The organism is uncultured Chloroflexus sp. (genome assembly GCF_937951745.1).
GTDB lineage: Bacteria > Chloroflexota > Chloroflexia > Chloroflexales > Chloroflexaceae > Chloroflexus.
This window is the reverse complement of record NZ_CALFBQ010000018.1, coordinates 120,965-141,722: the sequence shown is the minus strand read 5'-3', so window position 1 is coordinate 141,722 and position 20,758 is coordinate 120,965. Positions and strand designations below refer to the sequence as shown.

The window sequence follows — 20,758 nt, the reverse complement described above, 5'->3', positions numbered from 1 at the left end:
CACCTCCTTTCTAGGGAGCAATCCCACTCACTGCTCACGTGCTACGGCGCGGTTCATCACCACGCGTGCCTGTTCAGGTGCTAAACCCCACACCCCCTAGCTCACTGCTGGGGGGTGTGGGGTTTTTTGCTCGCGCGCCGGATGCGGTGCTCTTTGGCTTGGGTACGTACAGCACGCCACGACACATACGCGAGCACTATACTTTTCAGCTATGGCGTGCAGGAGTGAACTGTCGCCTTCTACAATGCGCACGATGCACTATTTGATAGCGCAACGTTGAGAACGTTCATTCACGAAACTGATAGAGCCAATTGAGCTGGCGTTGGCTCAACCAAGCAGGCATTAGTCGTACTATCCTATTTCGTAGCCATTGTAAGTAGCCTGAACGGATATGCGCGATCTGGCTGAACAGACGCGCAGCGCGGGCAATGCGCTCAACACGGGGCCGGCGCGTTTGTTCATAAGCGTGCAACGTTTCAAATAAGGGCAGCTTACTTAAACAATCAGCCAACACAATGGCATCTTCAATCGCCTGCGCACCGCCCTGACCAAGATTTGGCATCATTGCATGGGCAGCATCGCCAAGCAATACCACTCGCCGTTGCCACCAACTCGGCAGCGGCGGCAATTCGTAGAGATCGGTGAGGATGATCTCGGCAGGCGGCGTATGTTGAAGCAACGTTGGCACTGGTTGGGGAAATGTAGCATAACGTTTCGCTAACTGAAGCGTTGCTAGGGTTTCATTTCCTCCCGCCGGCGCAAGCAGAGGCGCAAACCAGTACACATGGCGCTCATCAATCGCTGAAAAACCAAACCTGTGCTCGCCATCCCACCATTCTTGACAGGTATGAGCTAAGGGTGGCGGCAATGTGAACGAGGCGATGCCGCGCAGACACGTCTGCCCGCTATAGCGCACAGCAATGCCGGGAAAGAGCGTTTGGCGAATGATCGAATGCAGGCCGTCAGCCCCGATCAGCAAATCAGCAACCGTTTCGGAACCATCGGCAAAGTGCATAGTTACGCGCTGCTCGTCTTGGGTAAAACCAGTACATCGGTGATCAAGCTGGCAGGTTTCAGGCAGTAGATGATCGCACAAGACGTGATGCAAATCGGCCCGCCGGATCGAAAGAGTGGTATATCCTAGCCGCTCGGCGATCAAGCGCAGGTCTACTTGCTGTAGCAAACCATCACGGCAATCGAGTATTTCAATCTTGGCCAACGCCCAACCGCAGCTCATAAGCGGCACGCTTAAACCTAGTCGATCAAGCGCCCGCAACGCATTCGTAGGCAACCAGATGCCCTTGCCAACAGGTTGCCATGACGCCGCAGCCTCGTACACCCGTACCGAGAAACCGCGCTGCTGTAATGCGATCGCTGCGGTCAGCCCACCAATCCCGCCCCCGACAATTGCAATCTGCACAGTATTGACCTTTCGCACGAAATAGTACCTTCAGGTGATTCCATAGTTTTTGGATCAAGATTACATTATTGTCAGGTCAAGAGGTTATCTCTGCTGAGCGCAGATAAAAGTTATCGCGTTTGGCTGAGATCTTCGACCAATGCGCTATTTTCATTATCAAGTTAGCTTCATCAGGAACACCCTTGCATGGAACTCACCCGACGAGATCTTCTCGAAAGCGGCGCTCTGCTGATTACAGGGTTAGCCGCCGGCGGTTTTGCCGCTATCGGAGCTCCAGCCACCCCTGTCGCCGCCTGCTATAACGCTCCACCCTCGCTACGCGCAGTTGCGATGCGGCGCTTAGCGTTCGGCCCTAGTCCTGAACTCATAGCGATGTACGAGGCCACTCCGGGAAGCAATGACGAAGAGCGGTTTGACAATTGGGTACGCCAGCAACTGAACCCCGCGGCGATTGATGACACCCCCTGCGCCAACCGGCTCGCCGCAACCCAACTCAAAATCCGCTACACGTACAACAATCAGACGATGAATGAAATCCGTTCGCTCAATTTGCTTAATGCCTCACGTGAATGGCTCTGGCAACATCGCGTCATTCCTGACTTGGCTTGGGCGGAACGGATGCGGCCATATGACGAAGTACGGGTTGCTACGTGGATTCGGGCAGTATATAGCCGGCGGCAGCTCTTCGAGGTGATGGTCGATTTCTGGCACAACCACTTCAATGTGCGGGCCGACGCCGATTCACGGATTGCGGCGACGTGGCCAGATTATGACCGGATCATACGCACGCACGCGCTCGGCAACTTTCACACACTGTTGCTCGAGGTAACGAAGAGCGTGGCGATGATGTACTACCTCAACAACGTTAGCAACAAAGCAGGCGGCGGCGAAGGTGGCAATGAGAACTTTGCCCGCGAACTGTTCGAGCTACATACGCTCGGCAGTGAGCATTATCTCAAGTTCTATGACCAACGCGAGAACATCCCGGTCGTCGAGTACGGTAGCGAACGGTTTGCCGCGGCGTACATCGATTACGACGTCTACGAAGCATCACGTTGCCTCACCGGTTGGACAATCGCCAACGGGCGTGATGGGAGACCAAACACTGGGGCATTTTATCTGATGGAAGCGTGGCACGACAACTTTCCCAAAACAGTGCTCGCACCGGCGCCGCTGCCGGGCATTCCGCCGGCACCGAATTTCCCCTTCAACAACGGCGCGCAACGCGATGGCGAGGAGGTGTTGCGCCTCGTTGCCCGCCACCCCGGCACAGGCCGTCATCTGTGCAAAAAGCTCTGCCAGCGCTTGGTTGCTGACGACCCACCTGAGGTGCTCATCAACGCTGCTTATACTGTCTGGATGCAACACCGCGATTCGCCCGACCAGATCCGGCGCGTGGTGGAGACGATTTTGTTATCACCCCAAGCAAAGAATATCTTTGGGCACAAAATGCGCCGTCCGCTCGAATCGATCTGGGCCTTTTTGCGGGCCACGAATGCCAATCTGCCTAGTGATGTCGCTTCGGTTAACGGGAATGCGACCGAAGGCAACTATTGGCAGCGTCTGTTCTGGAACGTCGATCAGACTGGTCACCGCCTGTTTGGGTGGGATACGCCGACCGGCCATCCCGATCGGGCTGAGTATTGGGCCAACACTAACGCGCTGCTGCGATCGTGGAATTGCTTTTACACCATCTCCCAATCGTGGGGCGGGAATGTTGGCATTGACATCGTCGGCCAAACCCCTGCCGGCCTGTCGTGCGCCGGGATTGTTGATTTTTGGCTCCAGCGGATGCTGACCTACACACCAACCGGCGATCTGCGCACCCTACTGATCAACTTCCTCGCCCAAGGCGGCGATCCAAACCAGCCGCCGCAACCGTTGCGCGGCGCGCCCGATTGGGGCAGCACGGAAGCAGTGCGTGATCGGATCAAGGCGATGGTGCAATTGTTGGCGATGAGTCCTGAGTTCTGGCTGCGATAAGTAACGCCCAATCCAAGGAGAATACAACAATGCAATGGACACGCCGCGAGTTTCTGATGGGTTGTAGCACTGCAATCGCTGCCATGGCCGCTGCCCGGATCGGTCACTTGGCATTCGCCGAGCCGGTCCAGCCGCAAGCGACCAATGAGATCTTTGTGCAGATCTTCTTGCGGGGTGGTTGCGATGGTCTCAGCTTGCTTAGCCCCTACGACGATAGCCATTATCGCACAGCCCGCGGATCGCTCGCGCTACCGTTGAGCGGCGCCAATGCGCCGTTGCGGATTGACACGTACAATCCTTCGTATCAGACAAACAGCTTTGGCCTCAATAGCAAGATGCCCCATCTGCGCGATCTCTACAACAGCGGCCATCTCGCGTTCATTCACGCCTGCGGCCTCACCGACGACACCCGCAGCCACTTTGATGCAATGGACTATATCGAGCGCGGGACGCCGGGCAACAAGACGACCAGCAGCGGCTGGATTACGCGCCACTTGCAATCACAAGGCGGAACGAGCAGTTTGCTGCCGGCAGTGGCAGCCAATACCGCAACCCCGGCTTCGTTGCTCAATTATACTGCGGCAGTCGCGATGACATCGCCGAGTAGTTTCAATGTGAGCACGTACTGGCGCTACAACCGCCCCGAAGATAATTATCCCTTTCTGACCACGTTGCGCGAGATGTACAGTCGCAGCGCGATCAATCCGCTCGCCCCGGCTGGTCGGCGGGTGACGCAGGTGATCGATCTTATGAGAAGTATGGGCAGCTATAATCCAAGCAACTATCCATCGGGAACCTTTGGCGATGCGCTGAAGACGGTTGCCCAGTTGATCAAGGCTGAGATCGGCTTGCAAGTGGCAACGATTGACTTCGGCGGCTGGGATACCCACGAAGCGCAGGCGAATAGCGATGGCAGTGGTTATTTGTCTGACCGGCTCGGCATCCTCTCACAAGGGTTAGGCGCGTTCTACAATGATCTGGCAAACTACCATTCGCGTCTGACGATTGTGGTTTTGAGTGAATTTGGCCGCCGACTGGGCCGTAACCAGTCGAACGGCACTGATCACGGGCATGGGAATGTGATGATGGTACTGGGCGGGAATGTGAACGGGAGAAAAGTGTACGGCACGTGGCCGGGGTTGCATCCCGATCAACTTGATAAACGGCAAGATTTGCAGATTACGACCGACTTCCGGCAGGTACTGAGCGAGATCTTGATCCGCCGGTTGGGCAATCCTAGGCTGGGAACTATCTTTCCCGGCTTAGGGTCGTACACGCCGCTAGGCATTGTCCGGGGCGCGGATTTGCCGCCGGTGCTCTCAGCGGAAGAAGCAGGGTTGGCTAACGCCGAGCATCGCGTGTTCGTACCGGTGATTCAGCAGTGTCGGTGAGTACACTCCTCCTCTTGCGCCGGCCTTGCGGATAGCCCCCCTGCTCGTGCTCGCGGGGAATTGCTTCGCCGCCTACGGCGGCGCGCAATAATGCAGAAAAGCGGCGATGCGCAAGGATTGAGCACACGTTGAGCTGTCACACGCTACGCTAGCGAGTTGCCGGCACCTGCTGGCTGAGGCAGTGCCACGAACCCAATCCCCAAATGACATCGGTAGCGTCGATACCTACCACGCGCCGATCGGGGAAGCAGCGCTGCAACACCTCACAAGCGCGCTGGTCATTGGGATGGTTAAAGATCGGTACGATCACTGCATGGTTCGCAAGGTAAAAATTGGCATACGAGGCCGGCAGACGCTGGCCTTGAAAAACCACCGGCGGCGGCATTGGGATGGTCAGCACCGTGAGCGGCTTGCCGGCGGCGTCGCGCATGAGTTGCAGGCGACGGAGATTGTCTTGCAAAGCATGGTAGTTTTCGTCGCTGGGATCCTCTTCGACCGCGGCGACGACAGTGCTCGGTGCGACGAAACGGGCGATGTCGTCAATGTGGCCATCGGTGTCATCGCCAACAATACCCTCGCCGAGCCAGAGAATCGTATGCACGCCGAGCATCTCACGCAGGCGCTGCTCGATCGCGGCCCGGTCGAGGTGCGGGTTGCGGTTGGGGTTAAGCAAGCATTGCTCAGAGGTCAGCAACAACCCCTTACCATCGACATCGATCGAACCGCCTTCAAGCACCATCTCGCCACGGAAGCGCGGCACGCCGAGGTATTCGGCCATGCGGGCCGGAATCTGGTTATCGAGATCGTAGGGCGGATACTTCTCGCCCCACGCATTAAACTCCCAATCGGTCGCGGCCAACTCACGTCCGTTCGGACCGTCGCGCACCACAAAGATTGCGCCGTGGTCACGACACCATGCGTCGTTGGTGGGAAACTCGTGCAGGCGAATATCGCCACTTGCTCCAGCTTCGGCTAAAAAGGCACGGGCCTGCGCTGCCATTGCGGCATCGTTGACATTGAGATGCACTGTTTCGCCGCGAGCTACCTCGGCAACAAAGCGAGCATAAACTGGCCAGATTCGCTCAATAATCCCCGGCCAGCTCGCCTCTTTATGCGGCCACGACAGCCACGTCGCCTGATGCGGCTCCCATTCGGCAGGCATGAAATATCCAAGTTCGGCAGGAGTCGCCATCACACCTCCTCCTCATCAATATAGCGGCGGGTAATCTCGCCATAGGCATCGATCCGACGATCGCGCAGAAATGGCCAATGGGTGCGTTGCACATCGATCTTGCCTAGATCGGTTGGCGCAACCAGCACGGCTGGCTCGTCAACCGGGGCGCGGGCAATGATCATACCCGACGGGTCGGAGATAAAGCTCTGGCCCCAAAACTCGATCCCGCCAGACGGATCGCCTTCGTGGCCGGTGCGGTTGATACTCACCACATAGCAACCGTTGGCAATCCCATGCGAACGCTGGATGGTCTCCCAGCTCTGATGTTGGGCAACGCCGTATTCGGCTTTTTCAGCGGGATGCCAGCCAATCGCGGTCGGGTAACAGAGAATGTCAGCGCCACGCAGCGCGGTGAGCCGGGCGGCTTCGGGGTACCACTGATCCCAGCAAATGAGCACACCAATGCGTGCATAGCGAGTCTTGAACACCTTGAACCCCAAATCACCCGGCGTAAAGTAAAATTTCTCGTAGAAGAGCGGATCATCGGGGATGTGCATCTTGCGATACTTCCCCAAATAGCGGCCGTCGGCGTCGATCACCGCCGCCGTGTTGTGATAGAGACCTTCGGCTCGCTTCTCAAACAGGCTCGCGACAATCACCACACCCAACTCAGCCGCCAGCTTGCTGAGACGCTCGGTACTAGGGCCGGGTACCGGTTCGGCCAGCGCGAAATAAGCGTGGTCTTCGCTCTGGCAAAAGTAGAGCGAACGGAACAACTCGGGCAGACAGACAATCTGCGCACCTTGAGCAGCAGCAGCACGGATACCGGCTTCTGCCGTAGCCATATTAGCTTCCGGGTCGGCGGTGCAGCGCATCTGCACCAAACCGACATGAACAATGCGTTGCGCCATCTCATCTCTCCTTCAGGGCATCTCACCACACACCGCCGTCAATCAACCGTAGTCGCCCTTGCCGGATCGCTTCTTCGGCGCCAGCCCCAGCGACATAAACCCACGCCTCGCGCGGGCCGTTAGCCGTCTGCACTGTTATGACAACCCGCTCGTAGAGATTGCCGGCGCGAGCGGGCATACAATCCTCTAACTCATCGAGCAGCGCCAAGACCGGCTGATACCGAGCTGGCGCCACTTCCATCAGCTCACCGAAAACGGTCGAACCCGGCGGCACCAGATCAACCGCTCGAACGAGAAACGGGTACGGGCCGGCGGTATAAAGCGCAGCACCGGGCAACCAAGCCGGCTCCTCGCTCACCGTCTGCCCGGCCAACAAACGGGCATAGTTTGCATGACCTCGCTTTAACGTTCCGTAGACAAAAAATGGACGCATCAACTATTTTTCGCGGTATACTAACAACGACGCCGCTATGCGGCACCCTGATACTATACCATCATTGTACGGACATAGCGTTGCTATGCCCCAACGAGGAGCGCATGCATGCCGATTGAAATCGCTCTCATGATCGAAGGCCAAAACGGGCTGACGTGGCCGCGCTGGCAGCGATTGGCGCAAGCCGCCGAAGATCTTGGCTTTGCCGGCCTTTACCGATCCGATCACTTTACCAACGCCAATCCGCCGGAAAAAGAATCGCTCGAACTGTGGATCTCGCTGGCATGGCTGGCTTCACACACCAAACGGATCGAATTCGGGCCGCTGGTCTCGCCGGTCTCGTTTCGCCACCCGGCGCTCACGGCGCGAATGGCGGCAGCGGTTGATGATCTGTCTGGCGGCAGGCTCCAGCTCGGCTTGGGAGCGGGATGGCAAGAGCGCGAACACACAATGTTTGGCTTTGACTTACTGCCGGTTAAGGAACGATTCCAACGTTTCGCCGAAGGGCTAGAGGTGGTTACACGCCTGTTACGCAGCGACACGCCGGTAACGTGGATCGGCGAATACTACCAACTGCGCGACGCGATCTTACTCCCACGCCCGCAACGTCCGGGAGGGCCGCCGATTGTGATTGGGGGCAACGGCGAAAAGCGCACCCTTACGCTCACCGCCCAATACGCCGATGAGTGGAACGCGGTCTTCGTGCCGCCAGCGCGCTTCGCCGAACTCAACGCTAAGCTTGACGAACTGTTGACCGCAACTGGTAGACCACGTACAGCAGTCCGCCGGTCGTTGATGATCGGGTCGGTGTTTGGGCGAGATGACGCAGAAGTCGAGCGGCTACTGGCCGGACGCGACCGGGCCGCGCTGCGTGAACGCGGGATGTTAGTGGGCACAGCTGGCGAGATTGCCGAGCAGATTCACGCCTTCGCAGCGGTCGGCGTCGAGCGGATCATGGTGCAGTGGCTGGATTTGGATGATCTTGACCGGTTGGAAGCATTTGCAACGCAGGTCTGGCCGCAAACAACGTAAACATATCAGCGTAACAACATGCAGACACGTTGGCAAACCACGCTCTGGATTATGTTCATCGCCCAATTTCTGTCGGCGATCGGCTTTTCGATCATCTTTCCCTTTCTGCCGCTGTACGTGGCCTATCTCGGCGTAGCTACGTTTGGCGATGTCGCCCTCTGGGCCGGGTTAGTCTTTTCGCTACAGGCGCTGACGATGGCGATTGCCGCGCCGATCTGGGGATCGTTAGCCGACCGGCTCGGCTACAAACTGATGGTCGAGCGAGCGATGTACGGCGGCGCAATTATTCTTTTGCTCATGGGGTTTGCCCGGTCGGCGGAAGAACTCACGCTGTTGCGCGCAATTCAAGGGATGATTACCGGCACCATTTCGGCAGCCAATGCGCTGGTCGCGACCGTCACCCCGCGCGAACGAATGGGCTTTGCGATGGGGGCATTGCAGATGGGCTTGTGGAGCGGCACTGCTGCCGGGCCGCTGATTGGCGGTCTTATGGCCGAGACGCTCGGTTTTCGGGCGACATTCATCACCACGGCGGTGCTTTTGCTCGCATCGGGGATGCTGGTGACGATAGGGGTGCATGGGGGCGGGAAGGCGCCGACGAGACAGAAGCAACAACGAACCAGCATGGTGCAAAGCTGGCTGATAATAGCGCGCACTCCCGGCATCGGGCCGGCTTACGGGATGCGATTTCTGAGCAGCTTAGGGCAGACCATCTTGCTCCCGTTTGCGCCCCTCTTCATTGCTAGCCTACTCAGCGCCGGTGAGCCAGTCAGTGCCTTCACGGGCCTGATTGTCGGCGTTTCGTCGGCAGCAGGCACAGCTACCGCCATCTGGCTAGGCCGGCTCGGCGACCGGATCGGGCATCGGCAGGTGTTGATGGGTAGCGCGTTGCTAGCTAGTTTGGCCTTTGCCCCACAAGGATTGGTCACGAACGTCTGGCAACTGTTGGTGTTGCAGGCGCTGAGTGGGGCCGCGATTGGCGGGATCACCCCCTCGCTGAGCGCGCTGTTGGGGCGTTACACCGCTAGCGGCAGCGAAGGGGCGGTCTATGGCCTTGACAGTTCGATCGTCTCGGCAGCGCGGGCCGTAGCACCTTTGATCGGAGCGTTAGTGGTGGGGCCGTTTGGGTTCGGCAGCGCCTTTTTCGTCAGCAGCGCAGCGTGCATCGCGATTTGCATCGGCGCGGCGCGCTTACCGGCGGAAGAGCGGCGATTAGCACCGGCAGATTAGCGGGGAGGAGGTTACGTCGGAGTGCGCCGGATTGGGATCATTGATCTCACCCTAGCGGGGGGCCGTCTGTTTGGGCGGCTTAGTGGCGCGCCCGCTGTCGCGCCACGATGAACGGCTCTTTCACCTTATGAGGCGCAACTGATTGGGTATGACCACGTTCGGCGGCGAACCGGCGACCACGGCGCAGATCGTCTTGTTTGGCGACTCGCGGGCCGCGGCGTGGCCGGTGCCGGCGGGATTCGCCATCGCCAACTGCGGCATCCCCGGCTTCACTAGCACCCAAGCGCGCTTCCGCTACCGGTTGGACGTTAGCCCGCTCAAATCCAAACTCGTGATTGTCCAAGTAGGGGCAATGATCGAACAGCGCTGGCTGGGTTTAGGCACACAGAAGAGCGCATCATACAAACCACAATTGCCAATCTCGGCACGATCGTGAACAAAGCGCGCAGCAACGGCAGCCGAGTGATTCTCACAACCATCTTTGGGCTTGGTCTCAACGCCTGCGAGCGCCTCGATCCGGCGACGGTGCAGATACAGGCGGCGATTGAACGAGTGAATCGAACGATCCGGCACATAGCAGCACCGAATGTGGTCATCTTCGATAGTGTAGCGATATTGGCTGATGAGAGCGGTTTCGTTGCTGAGCAATACCGGGACGATCTCCTGCATATCAATGCGGCAGGCTATCGAGTCTTAAACGAAGCGCTCGGCAACCTACTGGCAGCGCAGCTACAGCATTAAGCAAATCACCTCACGTCCTCCGCCGTAATTCGAGCGGCACCGCATCGAGCGAAGCAAAGATCGGCACCTCGTGGCCAAGGGTCACACCAGTCATACTCACGGGGCAAACATAGGCATACATCTCAACCCCCATCGAGCGCGCAGTGCGTAAGGCGCGGCTAAAGGCGCGATCGATCGTCTCGTCAGGGGCAAAGGCAACGCCTTGCGAACGTTGAATAATAAACACGACCGCCGCGCGCTGGCCATTACGCGCAGCATTGGTCAATAGTTCGAGATGATGGCTACCGCGATCGGTGGGAGCATCGGGAAAGACGGCGACATTCTCAACCAAGCGCGTCACCGATTTAACTTCCAGCCAGCAGCTATCAAGCCCTTCACTAAGACGAAAATCGATCCGGTGCGGGCCAAGCTGAACTTCGCGTTGCACGCGGGAATAGCGAGCAAACTGCGGCAATGCACCTAAAGACAACGCGGCGGCGACGAGCCGGTTGGGCAAGTGGGTATCGAGCGACACTAAATCGTGCCCTTGATAGACCGCTACCACCTGAAACGCCGTTTTGCGACCAACTTCTTCACGCGGGGCGAGCAACAAACGTGCGCCGGGCACGAGCATATCAACCAAACGACCGCGATCGGCGAGATGGGCGCGTACCATCCGGCCACCCATCTGCGCCTCAATCAAAAACTGGCCGGAACGGGCAGCAAAGGTTGCCTCGACCAGCGGCGCGCCGGTCGAGAGGGGCACCCGCACGGTGGGGTGGATATGGGAGCTGGCATGTTGCTCAGTATTCATTGCATTAGTATAGCATACGGAGTTAATGAGCCAATACATTATCCACCAGAGCACTTAAAGTCGTTGACAAGCAGCAGCGACAGGGTAAAACGATCTCGCATCGCCGTCAGCATGACACCTAATCAGGTGCAACGAACGCCCCACTCCACCGCAGTACGCTTTTCGGAAGGAACCTGTAACATCGGATCGGCTACTAGCACCAAGACCGAATGGCCGTGAGGTAAGGTCACGACGACTGAATAGATGCGTGGTTCAGGAGTAGCTAGCGGAGATGTTGCCGCGCCTTGCCCGAAGAGGGTCGTTGAAGGTTGCAATACTACCATCTCAAGCGGCTAAGATGATGAAATGGTTCGGACGCTGGCCGGCTTGCACACCGGGCCATTCGGCAATCAGGCCGAAAAGAAGTGGAATTACCGGCTCATCACCACCCGCGCCGTCCACCACACTATCCAGACATTCTGCCAAGGATCGTCTAACGGCGGCTGGTTACGATACCCGGCTGCTGGAACTGAAGTGAATTGACTCCAGATCGAGCTAAACAACCAAAGTACGCCAACGATGGCAACCATCGTTATAATCAACAACTCAGTTACTAGGCGTTGCCGTGATACACACGACAAGTTGATATTGAAAGTTCGATCAGCCATAGTAGGTAACTACTCACGCTTTCGGTGACGCTAGCAAACGATTGTAATTCAGGCGCAAGAGCGTAAAGCGGCCTTACGAGGGCCGATACTGCTGATGGTACAATTGGGGAGGAAGCATGGCTACGAGGATACTCAATGCTGACCCATGATGACATTGCCCGCGCACTGGCATACTACGATGTCGGCGAGCTACGGTCGAGCCGTCCGGCCAGCCATGGCGCGATCAACGAAACGGCCTTCATAGAGACCACGGTTGGCCGGTTTGTCATCCGGCGCAACCGGCGCCACATTGGGTTTCAAGCCATCAAGTTACGCCACCGTCTGCTTGATTGGCTGCGCCAGCGCGGCTTCCCGGCGCCGCGCGTCTTGCCGGCGCGCAACGGCGATACGGTTGTGATCCTCAACGATCGGGTGTACGAGCTGAGTGTGTTTATCATTGGCGACGAGTTCAATCCGAGCCGTCCACGCCAACTGAGCGACATTGGCCGGGTGTTGGCCAGCTATCACCGGGCCGTGACCGGCTTCCCCGATCCGCCCCCACCCCCACCGCCACGCTATTTGCCATCGAGCTTGAGCAGTTTAACCGAACGCCTCATTACCCGTGATCTGTTAGGAGACCTGACCGTTACGCTCCATTGGTACGAACGGCGAATCGCCGAGTTGCGCCGGCAATTGAGTGATGAAGCCTACGCCAAGCTGCCGCACCTGCTCATTCACGGCGACATTCACCGTGACAATCTTATTTTCCGTGGCGATGCAGTGGCGGCACTCATTGATTACGACCAGATCGGCATCGACGCGCGGCTCGTTGATGTGGCTGATGGGCTGGTTGACATGGCGGTTGGTCCACCGCCGCCCAATTGGTCAATGTGGGGAGTTTATCGCGCACCGCTTGATCTTGAGCGGGTGCAACTCTTCCTGAGTGCGTATAATGCGATTGCACCTTTGTCGAAGAGTGAGGCGCAGGCGCTGCCGGCGATACTGGAAGTGATTTGGCTGCAAGGCAATCTGCGCCGTACCCTAAGCACACCAGATGCCGAGCCAGATTACCATCTTGAGCTGTTGGGACAGGGACAGTGGTTGTCGGAATGGATGGATCGCCACCGTGAGCATGTTCTCGCCGCAGCGATGGTATACTAAGTTTGTTCCTAATGGCTTGCGTAGCGCAGGCCATGAGCATGACAACAAACGAGGCGCTTGTCGCTTGGCCGGCTTTCGGCACAGCATGTAATAAGCGCACGCGGCTATTCCTCGTCTTCGCGAGCGACTGCGACTGCTGCGGGTAGACTAGACAATGCGTAACTTTGCCAAGACCTGCGCTCGCAATAACAGAACGACACCGCTATCCGTCACTACCATCGCGGCAGGGTATAACGGTATGGCACATTACCCACAATATCCGGCATGAGAATACGCATGCAGCGTTGGATGCGCGTTTTGGCCCATCTCTGGACAATTATGCTGGCCGGTGTAGTCGTGAGCTTGCTCGGCGGGCTATCGATACGCTGGCTAGTGCCATTATCACCGTGGGTTGAAGCGCCAACGGTAGAATTACGCGATCCCTTGCCGCAGAGCCAAGCGGTGCCACCACGCAGCACGATCACGCTTGCATTTAGCACGCCGATGAACCCCTTTACGGTCGTGCGCGCGCTGCGGATCGATCCGCCGTTGGCGGGATCGTTTGAGTGGTCGGATGATATGCAAGTGTTGCGGTTTGTGCCGGCGCAACCCTTGCAACCAGCCACAACCTATCGCGTGCAGGTCATGGCTAGCGCAGAAAGCCGGTGGTGGCGACCATTAGCGCAACCCCTCGACGTTGCATTCACTACTGCTGCGCAACCTACGGTCGCCGCTGCGCTGGCACCGCGCTCGCGCGACGCGCCGATCGCTCTCATCTTTAGCCAGCCGATGGTCGCCACGAGCGCCGTTGGCCAACCTGCCTCGCTGTCGCACGTACAACTGACGCCACCGTGGCCGCTGGAAGGGCAGTGGCTCGATCCGCAGACTCTCCTATTGCCGCCATCGATCGCGTTCACCGCAGCGACGACCTACACCCTCACCCTTGACGCTCATCTACGCGATGCGCGCGGCATCGAACTCGGCCAGCCGTTCCGGTGGCAATTTGTCACGCCTTGGCCGGCGTTGATCGCGCAAACCCCGCCACCCAGCGAACGGTGGGTGAATCCGCAACAGCCGCTGACACTGGTCTTTGATGCGCCAATTGATACCCGGCTGCTTAGCACCGCCTTGACGATCACGCCGGCAATCAGCGGCGATTTTAGCAGCGCCACCATTGATAGCAAGCATACGGTCACGTTCACGCCGTACCACGGCTGGACTCCCGGCCAAACCTATCAAGTACGCATCCAACCGCCATCCGCCAGCCAACCACTGGCAGAATGGCGCTTCACTGTAGAACCTGAACCGGCGCTGATCGCCTCGTTTCCGGGACAAGGACAAACACTAGCACCGGGACAAGAGATTCGGTTGATTTTTAGCACACCGATGGATGAAGCCGAGCTGCGATCAGGATTACGCTTTGACCCGCCGGTAACTGAGATTGAGCTACAGGTTGACGAGAATCGCGTCAATCTCCGGCCTGCATTGCAGGCAGCAACCACCTATACGATCACCGTTGCTGCCGGCACCCGCGATCGCAGCGGCGTACCGCTTAACGAAGAAGTTTCCCTTGCTATCCGCACGGCGAGCGCGCCACCACGGTTGCACATCACGAGCGATTCGATTGTGAGTTTTCCTGCCGACGCGCAGCCGGCAGTGACGTTAGAGCGGATGAACGTGAGCGCGGTTGACGCACAGCTCTACCAACTCGATGCGACGACGCTGGTGCGCGCGATCTCGCTCCGGCCAACCGAATGGCCTAGTTTCGTGCCCGAACGCTATGGTCAGCCGCTCGTGCGGGCATGGCGAGAGACCTTCTATGACCCGCCCGACACCGTTATGCGCAGTCTGCTGCCGCTGGTCGCCAACAGCGCCGGCGACCCGCTGCCGACGGGTGCGTACTATCTGCGCTTGACCGCCAGCAGTGGATTGCGCGTTGACCGGTTAATCCTGATTTCGGCACTGCACTTGACAATGTTGCCTAACGGCAATGAGGTGTTGCTCTGGGTGACAAGCAGTGGCAATGGCGCACCGGTGAGCAATGTTGCGGTGAGTATCTATGCCGGTGAAACGATGCTCGCCCGCGGCAGCAGCAACGAGCAAGGTCTTTGGCGGATCAAGGTAGACGAGCTAGGATTGGTGAGCACTAATGCGCCGGCCCGTACTCTGATTGCGCTTGCCGAAAGCAACGGGATCGCCCTTGCCCGCCAAGACATCACCACCATCCTCCAACCACGCACCCAAGCCTTGATAACGTCTGACCGGCTCAGCTACCGTCCGGGGGGAACCGTGCGCATTAGCGGTGTGGTGCGCGAACGGCAAGCTGATGGCCGGCTAGACTTGCCGGCTGCCAGCACGTGCGACCTCCAACTCGACGGCCAGAACGTGCTCGGAGAGCCGCGTGCCGTGGTCTGCACAGTGAGCGAGAATGGAAGGTTGAATGGCAGTCTTCAACTCAATGCCCGCACGGTACCCGGTTTGTACACCGTGCGCGTATTCGTTGGCGATTCGACATACGCTATCCCGATCAGGGTGAGTGTGCCGGCGACCGGCGCCACTGCACGAGTGATCCCGATCCGTCCGGCAGGATTGGCGGTTGATGTCACCCGCGCCGATCTGCCTGTCAGCGGTGCGGTGGTGAGTTGGACGTTACGGATTGCGACGTTAGCGACGGTGGAACTTGATGGAGTAGATGGTGAAGTTATCGGTGCAACCAGTGAAACCCAAGCCAGTGCGGTGACCGATCCGAGCGGGAGAGCCGTGATTAGCTTGCCGGCTGACGAGAATCTGCTGCGCCCGCTCCGCTACACCCTTCACCTCATCGTGCAATTGCAGGACGGCGAGCAAATCGAACGCATAACCGAGGGGGTGATCACGCCGCGCAGTCCCCGCTTAGCGATCACGATGCCCGCTGTGATCGAGCGCAACGAACGGGCAAGCGTAACGGCAACGTTACGTGCGGCTGATGGGCAACCTATCACCAATACCCTAATCGAAATCGACCTCCGGCGCAACGCTGCCGAACCGCCGCTGCTGATCCGCCGGGTACGCACTGGAGCCGATGGGCAGGCTACTACCGAACTTGTCACCTTAGCACCGGGCCGGTATGAACTCACGGCGCGGGCCGGAACAGCTCTCACCCGCAAAGAGCTGTGGGTAGCAGGATCGAGCATCGGCACCGCTGAACCGCGAATCATTGCTGATCGTCCAGCCTATACCGCTGGCGACGTCGCCCGCCTTTTGCTTACCGGGCCAAGCGGCGGCGGAACTGCGCTGGTGATCGTGGGGCAAGGCGAAAACGCGCTGGTCAGGCAAGAGAATGTCCGCCCCGGCAATATCATGATCATACCGATCAGCGCTGAGATGGCGCCGGTTACGGCGATCACCGCCCTGATCGATGACGGCGTGCGTGTTTGGACGACCGCAACCACGATCCAGATCGACCCGCCGCCAGCGCCGGTCATCAACCTCAACCAGCGCGAAGTCTTGCCCGGCGCGACCATCCCCCTGACGGTCACGGCGGCTACCGATGATCTACTGGTGACGCTGACGCCTATTCACGCACCGCCAGCGAGTCTGGATCGCTGGAATAGAGTGCTCTTGCCGGGGCAACCGGCACTGGGGACACCCGGTAGCTTACCCGGTATCAATGTCCTTGCTGGCGTGCAATCTTCCAACAACCAACACGAAATCACCGTGCGCCTACCCAACCAGCAGGGCCGCTGGCGACTTGAGGTGATAGCGATCGATCCTGCCGGCATCGCTAGCAGCGCTAGCACGTTGATCGATACCAGCCAGCCGGTGGAGGCGATTGCGACGCCGTTACCAGTATTGCGGCCAGCCGATACCGCGATTGCGACCTTGATACTGCGGAACGTTGATGGGCAAGAGCGCACGATCCGCGCACGGCTATGGCTCAGCGGCGGCGTGTTGCTCGATCCGTTCGAGCAAATCGTGCGCGTGCCGGCTGGCGCAACAGCGCCGGTGCTCTGGCGGGTGCAAGCGCAAGCGCATGCTTCGATCATTGGGTTGCGCTACGAAGTAATTGATACTGTCAGCCTGCCGCCCATTGAATACGCCGTGCCAGTGCGACGAGAGGCGCAGCTACCAGTGACGGTGCAAACACGGGTGACAGCTAGCGCCATTGAGCTCACCCTGCCTGACGGCGACAACGAAGTGGTTATCGCGGCTAGCGCACGGGCAGCCTTAGCCGATCAGGCGCAACGACTGTTGCAAACGACGCCGCTAACGGCTGAGGCGCTGGCTGCGGCAGTGATCATTGGCCGCACACTGGAACGCACAGCGCCCACCAATGCGGAAGCGGATGAGTGGCGCACGCTGATCGACAGCGCGCTTACCCAACTGCACGCACTGCACAACAGCGATGGCGGGTGGAGTTGGTGGCCGGGTAACAGCTCAGACCCGTTTGTGACGACCTTTGTGCTTGAGGCGATTGGTCAAACCGAACCCGCAACCCGGTTGCGCGAGCTGAGCGAACCGGCGCTGGCGTACTTGCGCCGGCACCGACTAGCCCAACCCGCTGATGCGCAAGCGTATTCTGATTATGTCATGTCAATCCATGGTGAAGAAACAGGGCAGCCAGCCCTCCCTGCCGGCGCCGGCCCTGCCGGACGCGCCTTCACTGCGTTGCGCGCCACGAGTGGGCGGAACGCGCTTCTTGCGCCGTTCTGGAACACGGCGAGCAGCGGCTTGCCGTGGGCCGGCGCAGACGGGATGCCACCCAGTGCACTGGCGGTAAGCGCCACTGTGGTGCAAGCGTTAGCCGCTGAACGTCCGGCTGACCCGCGGTTATCCACGTGGCGCACAGCGCTCTTGCGGCACTGGCAAGGAGACGGCTGGTCAACACCCTACGAAGCGGCACGGGTGGCGCTGGCGCTCGGCCCAACCTTACTCACCAGTGACACCAGCGTGAGGGTAACGCACAATACTGCTCATCTCACTGCCGAACGGCCAATCAGCGGCGTCGAACGGTTCCGGCTTGATGGTGGCACGTTCCGCGTTGAGCCAACTAATGGCACGGCGCTGATTGCCACGCGCAACTCAGTTAGCAGCGCCGGCCAGCCGGGAGAGGTGCGAGTACGGCTATGGTATCGAACTGCAACGGAGCCAAACATCATTGATCAACCAGTTGACATTGAGCTGCTGCTAATCGTGAGCAAGCCCATCTTCCGGTTAGAGGCTGCCATTCCGCTGCCAGCCGGGCTTATGCCGGTCAAAATTAATGCTGGAGAGGGTTTCACCTACCAACAGATTGACCGCGAATGGCGACAGGTGCAGATCGGCGGGGCTTATCTCGACCCCGGCGTCTATCGCGTAACGATCACTGCGCAAACGACCACAGCGGGAGTCTTTGCGATCCCACCGGTGGTGATCACGGCGCCGGGCAGCGATGTTGCGCCAGTCGTAGTGTTCGCGCAAGAGACTATCACGATTGAACCAATGATCCGGTAAGCGGGCATCGCGAGCGACGCACCCTGCCGCACTGCAGGCATAACCCCGCGAGTGCGGGAAGCGTGATGAAATGAACACGACCATCCTTACCACCGAACGGCTCTGGCTGCGGGTCATGGCGCCACGTGACAATGAAGCGGTGCGGGGATACTTTCGCCGCGCATGGACGTTCGGCGAAGATTGGTTGCCGATACCGCCCGATGACTTTTTCACCTTGCAAGGCCAGCGTCGCCGGTTGGCGGCAGAAGAAGAGGCCCGCTACGCCGGGCACAGCCTACGCCTGTTCTTGGTGCGGCGCGATGACCCGCTCGAGCGGATTTGCGGTGATATCTGGATCGACAACATTGAACGAACGATACGCCACACAGCGATCATCGAATGCCGGATGGAAGAGCGTTCGAGCCGGAAAGGGTATATGCGCGAGGCTTTAACCGCCGTGATCGGATTTAGCAACACCACATTAGGCCTGCGCCGGTTAGAGGCATTGATCGCACCGGCGCATACGGCTGCCTGCCGGCTGGCTGAAAGGTGCGGATTTCAGCCGTTGGCAGGGGTGACGTGCTGGCGGCGGATTGGGTTGGGGTGGGTGGAACATCAGGTCTATGCAGTGGAATGGTGAAATGGGAGAGACGCACGGCGGTGTGTCTCCAACCAAGACGCACGGTGATGCATCTGTACGATATTGCGTTATCGTGATCATGATCGTCGTGGCGGGGATATTGGCCGGGGATGCGCCGGCCCCGCGCTGGTTGATCACGGCGCCGATTGCAGTACGCACGCCAACTGGGCCACTGGCAATCGGGATCAACAGCCATCTCGCCACCCGCTATCCCGACGCGGCAACTATGCCTATCCCGGCGGCGATTGTCGCCGATCTCGGCGTGCAATGGGTGCGCGAAGACTTACATTGGCACCGCATCCAACCCCAACCCGGCGTCTGGGATTGGGTCTTCACCGATGCTGCCCTCTATGCCTTACACCGGCAGCGCTTGCAGGTGCTTGGCGTGCTGGGGCCGGCAGTGGGTTGGGCCACACCCGACCCTACCGATCATCCCAACCTGATTTCGTTCGCGCCGCCTGATGAAGCAGCGTTTGTCGCTTATGCCGAAGCGGTGGTCACACGCTATCACCATCTCGTCAAGCACTGGCAAATCTGGAACGAACCGGATCAGACACTCTTCTGGCGGCCAGCCCCTGACCCGGCCCGCTACACCCAACTCTTGATCAAAACGGCTCAGGCAATTCGCGCGATTGACCCCACCGCCATTATCGTACTCGGCGGAATCAACCCGTTCGATACCGCTTTTCTGCGTACCATCGCTGAACATGGCGGCTGGAATACCTTTGATGTTATCGCCATTCACCCCTACGTCGATCCACTCAACCCAGAGGAGGGCAACCTGATCGCCGCCGCCGATGGGGTACGGGCAGTGGCGGCTCGCTACGGCCCCAAGCCGATCTGGGCCACTGAGGTGGGATGGGCCAGTGGCCCCGGTGACCGCGACGCACTTGGTTTGACCAATGCCGACCAACAGGCAGACTACCTTGCCCGCGCCTATCGCGCCCTCTGGCAAGGCGGCATCAGTCACGTCTTTTGGTATATGCTCAAAGACGATCCGCACAATCCTTACGGCTTGTTTGCGTATGGTAGCGGGCGGGCCGATTTTAGCCATCCTAAGCCGGTGGCGGAGGCGATGCGCCACTTGACAACGACCCTTACATTACCCACAGCGCACCCAACCAACGCAACACGATTACTCGACGGTACCCAGTCAATCCAATGGCAACGACCGGCCCAACCCAACGGCTCACTCCAGCGCACTGCTGGCTTCCTTCGCCTCACCTACCGCTTCACGACCCGCGAGAATGATTATGTCGCGTTTGAACTCAGCGAACCCATCCCCTTACCCGCTGAAACAACTGCGCTGGTCATCCAGCTCTACGGCGACGGCAACGGCCACCGGCTGCGGCTCTGGCTGTGCGACCGTGAAGGCGAAGTGTTCAGTGTGACCGCCGGCGTGGTTGGCCCCCCAGCATGGCAGACTCTCATCACACCGCTCAGTCGCCGTCCGGCGCAGTACGAACGGATCGCCGGCAGCGGCAATGGGCGACCTGATTGGCCGTTGACCTTACACGCGGTAGTGATCGATGATGAATACGACCGGTGGAGCGGGATGGGAGAGATTCGTATTGGGTGGATCAATGCGATCATAGGGGGGCAAGGGGTGCATCCCCCACCCCCGGCCCCTCCCCTATGCAGGGGGGAAGGATGTATCCCCCCTCTCCCCTCGTGGGAGAGGAGGGCTAGGGGGGTGAGGGGGCAAGAGGGGTCTTCCCCCCACCCCCGGCCCCTCCCCCGTCATTCATTTTCTCTTTGTTGTTTAAGCCGCCCAGCCGTGTAGCGCTAGAGCC

The 20,758-nt window shown here is 59.2% G+C and carries 16 protein-coding genes; 11 read left to right on the top strand and 5 right to left on the bottom strand.

Features of this window, described 5'->3' with window-relative positions:
* Positions 1-286: 286 nt before the first annotated feature.
* A complete protein-coding gene (locus tag Q1A59_RS05985; RefSeq protein ID WP_298404995.1) occupies positions 287-1,438 on the bottom strand; it encodes an FAD-dependent monooxygenase in 1,152 nt (383 codons plus the stop codon).
* Between the two features lie 168 nt (positions 1,439-1,606).
* Between Q1A59_RS05985 and Q1A59_RS05980 the strand changes: the two genes are divergently transcribed.
* Both Q1A59_RS05980 and Q1A59_RS05975 read left to right on the top strand, forming a co-directional pair.
* Positions 1,607-3,403, top strand: coding sequence for a DUF1800 domain-containing protein (locus Q1A59_RS05980; RefSeq protein WP_298404992.1), 1,797 nt, complete (start codon positions 1,607-1,609; stop codon positions 3,401-3,403).
* A gap of 29 nt (positions 3,404-3,432) precedes the next feature.
* Entirely contained in the window at positions 3,433-4,794 is a 1,362-nt protein-coding gene (locus tag Q1A59_RS05975; RefSeq protein ID WP_298404989.1) for a DUF1501 domain-containing protein, read from the top strand.
* A gap of 148 nt (positions 4,795-4,942) precedes the next feature.
* On the opposite strand, the gene Q1A59_RS05970 is transcribed toward Q1A59_RS05975, so the two are convergent.
* The 3 genes from Q1A59_RS05970 to Q1A59_RS05960 are packed head-to-tail and all read right to left on the bottom strand — an operon-like array spanning position 4,943 to position 7,312.
* A complete protein-coding gene (locus tag Q1A59_RS05970; RefSeq protein ID WP_298404987.1) occupies positions 4,943-5,986 on the bottom strand; it encodes an agmatine/peptidylarginine deiminase in 1,044 nt (347 codons plus the stop codon).
* Complete coding sequence (locus tag Q1A59_RS05965; protein WP_298404985.1) at positions 5,986-6,879, bottom strand: carbon-nitrogen hydrolase; 894 nt, start codon at positions 6,877-6,879, stop codon at positions 5,986-5,988. Before Q1A59_RS05965 ends, Q1A59_RS05970 begins: the two co-directional genes overlap by 1 nt.
* A gap of 22 nt (positions 6,880-6,901) precedes the next feature.
* Complete coding sequence (locus Q1A59_RS05960) at positions 6,902-7,312, bottom strand: gamma-glutamylcyclotransferase (protein WP_298404982.1); 411 nt, start codon at positions 7,310-7,312, stop codon at positions 6,902-6,904.
* 108 nt (positions 7,313-7,420) lie between these two features.
* Here Q1A59_RS05960 and Q1A59_RS05955 point away from each other — a divergent pair, with 108 nt between their 5' ends.
* The 4 genes from Q1A59_RS05955 (at position 7,421) to Q1A59_RS05940 (ending at position 10,315) form a co-directional block, all read left to right on the top strand.
* Positions 7,421-8,344, top strand: a complete 924-nt coding sequence (locus Q1A59_RS05955; RefSeq protein WP_298404979.1) for an LLM class F420-dependent oxidoreductase — start codon at positions 7,421-7,423, stop codon at positions 8,342-8,344.
* A gap of 18 nt (positions 8,345-8,362) precedes the next feature.
* The gene (locus Q1A59_RS05950; RefSeq protein ID WP_298404977.1) at positions 8,363-9,574 is read left to right on the top strand and encodes an MFS transporter; all 1,212 of its coding nucleotides are present in this window, start codon (positions 8,363-8,365) and stop codon (positions 9,572-9,574) included.
* Between the two features lie 148 nt (positions 9,575-9,722).
* Positions 9,723-10,010, top strand: coding sequence for a hypothetical protein (locus tag Q1A59_RS05945; protein ID WP_298404974.1), 288 nt, complete (start codon positions 9,723-9,725; stop codon positions 10,008-10,010).
* Positions 9,896-10,315 (top strand): SGNH/GDSL hydrolase family protein, encoded by a 420-nt coding sequence (locus Q1A59_RS05940; protein ID WP_366949931.1) that lies wholly within the window; start codon positions 9,896-9,898, stop codon positions 10,313-10,315. The genes Q1A59_RS05945 and Q1A59_RS05940 overlap by 115 nt, the downstream gene beginning before the upstream one ends.
* 10 nt (positions 10,316-10,325) lie before the next feature.
* On the opposite strand, the gene sfsA is transcribed toward Q1A59_RS05940, so the two are convergent.
* The gene (gene sfsA / locus Q1A59_RS05935) at positions 10,326-11,108 is read right to left on the bottom strand and encodes a DNA/RNA nuclease SfsA (RefSeq protein ID WP_298404971.1); all 783 of its coding nucleotides are present in this window, start codon (positions 11,106-11,108) and stop codon (positions 10,326-10,328) included.
* Positions 11,109-11,453: 345 nt separating this feature from the next.
* Here sfsA and Q1A59_RS05930 point away from each other — a divergent pair, with 345 nt between their 5' ends.
* The 5 genes from Q1A59_RS05930 (at position 11,454) to Q1A59_RS05910 (ending at position 20,748) form a co-directional block, all read left to right on the top strand.
* Positions 11,454-11,630, top strand: a complete 177-nt coding sequence (locus Q1A59_RS05930) for a hypothetical protein (RefSeq protein ID WP_298404968.1) — start codon at positions 11,454-11,456, stop codon at positions 11,628-11,630.
* A 260-nt stretch (positions 11,631-11,890) separates the two neighbouring features.
* Complete coding sequence (locus Q1A59_RS05925) at positions 11,891-12,895, top strand: homoserine kinase (protein WP_298404965.1); 1,005 nt, start codon at positions 11,891-11,893, stop codon at positions 12,893-12,895.
* Between the two features lie 276 nt (positions 12,896-13,171).
* Positions 13,172-18,346 carry an Ig-like domain-containing alpha-2-macroglobulin family protein gene (locus tag Q1A59_RS05920; RefSeq protein ID WP_299644328.1) on the top strand — a complete coding sequence of 1,725 codons (5,175 nt, stop codon included), beginning with the start codon at positions 13,172-13,174 and terminating at the stop codon, positions 18,344-18,346.
* A gap of 70 nt (positions 18,347-18,416) precedes the next feature.
* Positions 18,417-18,965 carry a GNAT family N-acetyltransferase gene (locus Q1A59_RS05915; protein ID WP_298404959.1) on the top strand — a complete coding sequence of 183 codons (549 nt, stop codon included), beginning with the start codon at positions 18,417-18,419 and terminating at the stop codon, positions 18,963-18,965.
* A 79-nt stretch (positions 18,966-19,044) separates the two neighbouring features.
* Positions 19,045-20,748 (top strand): glycosyl hydrolase, encoded by a 1,704-nt coding sequence (locus Q1A59_RS05910; RefSeq protein WP_299644337.1) that lies wholly within the window; start codon positions 19,045-19,047, stop codon positions 20,746-20,748.
* Positions 20,749-20,758: the final 10 nt, after the last annotated feature.

Excerpts from the sequence above, each read along its gene's own strand:
- Q1A59_RS05980 (WP_298404992.1), top strand. The coding sequence starts at position 1,607 with ATGGAACTCACCCGACGAGATCTTCTCGAAAGCGGCGCTCTGCTGATT.
- Q1A59_RS05975 (WP_298404989.1), top strand. The coding sequence starts at position 3,433 with ATGCAATGGACACGCCGCGAGTTTCTGATGGGTTGTAGCACTGCAATC.
- Q1A59_RS05970 (WP_298404987.1), bottom strand. The coding sequence starts at position 5,986 with ATGGCGACTCCTGCCGAACTTGGATATTTCATGCCTGCCGAATGGGAG.
- Q1A59_RS05965 (WP_298404985.1), bottom strand. The coding sequence starts at position 6,879 with ATGGCGCAACGCATTGTTCATGTCGGTTTGGTGCAGATGCGCTGCACC.
- Q1A59_RS05960 (WP_298404982.1), bottom strand. The coding sequence starts at position 7,312 with ATGCGTCCATTTTTTGTCTACGGAACGTTAAAGCGAGGTCATGCAAAC.
- Q1A59_RS05955 (WP_298404979.1), top strand. The coding sequence starts at position 7,421 with ATGCCGATTGAAATCGCTCTCATGATCGAAGGCCAAAACGGGCTGACG.
- Q1A59_RS05950 (WP_298404977.1), top strand. The coding sequence starts at position 8,363 with ATGCAGACACGTTGGCAAACCACGCTCTGGATTATGTTCATCGCCCAA.
- Q1A59_RS05945 (WP_298404974.1), top strand. The coding sequence starts at position 9,723 with ATGACCACGTTCGGCGGCGAACCGGCGACCACGGCGCAGATCGTCTTG.
- sfsA (WP_298404971.1), bottom strand. The coding sequence starts at position 11,108 with ATGAATACTGAGCAACATGCCAGCTCCCATATCCACCCCACCGTGCGG.
- Q1A59_RS05930 (WP_298404968.1), top strand. The coding sequence starts at position 11,454 with ATGGTTCGGACGCTGGCCGGCTTGCACACCGGGCCATTCGGCAATCAG.
- Q1A59_RS05925 (WP_298404965.1), top strand. The coding sequence starts at position 11,891 with ATGCTGACCCATGATGACATTGCCCGCGCACTGGCATACTACGATGTC.
- Q1A59_RS05920 (WP_299644328.1), top strand. The coding sequence starts at position 13,172 with ATGCAGCGTTGGATGCGCGTTTTGGCCCATCTCTGGACAATTATGCTG.
- Q1A59_RS05915 (WP_298404959.1), top strand. The coding sequence starts at position 18,417 with ATGAACACGACCATCCTTACCACCGAACGGCTCTGGCTGCGGGTCATG.
- Q1A59_RS05910 (WP_299644337.1), top strand. The coding sequence starts at position 19,045 with ATGATCGTCGTGGCGGGGATATTGGCCGGGGATGCGCCGGCCCCGCGC.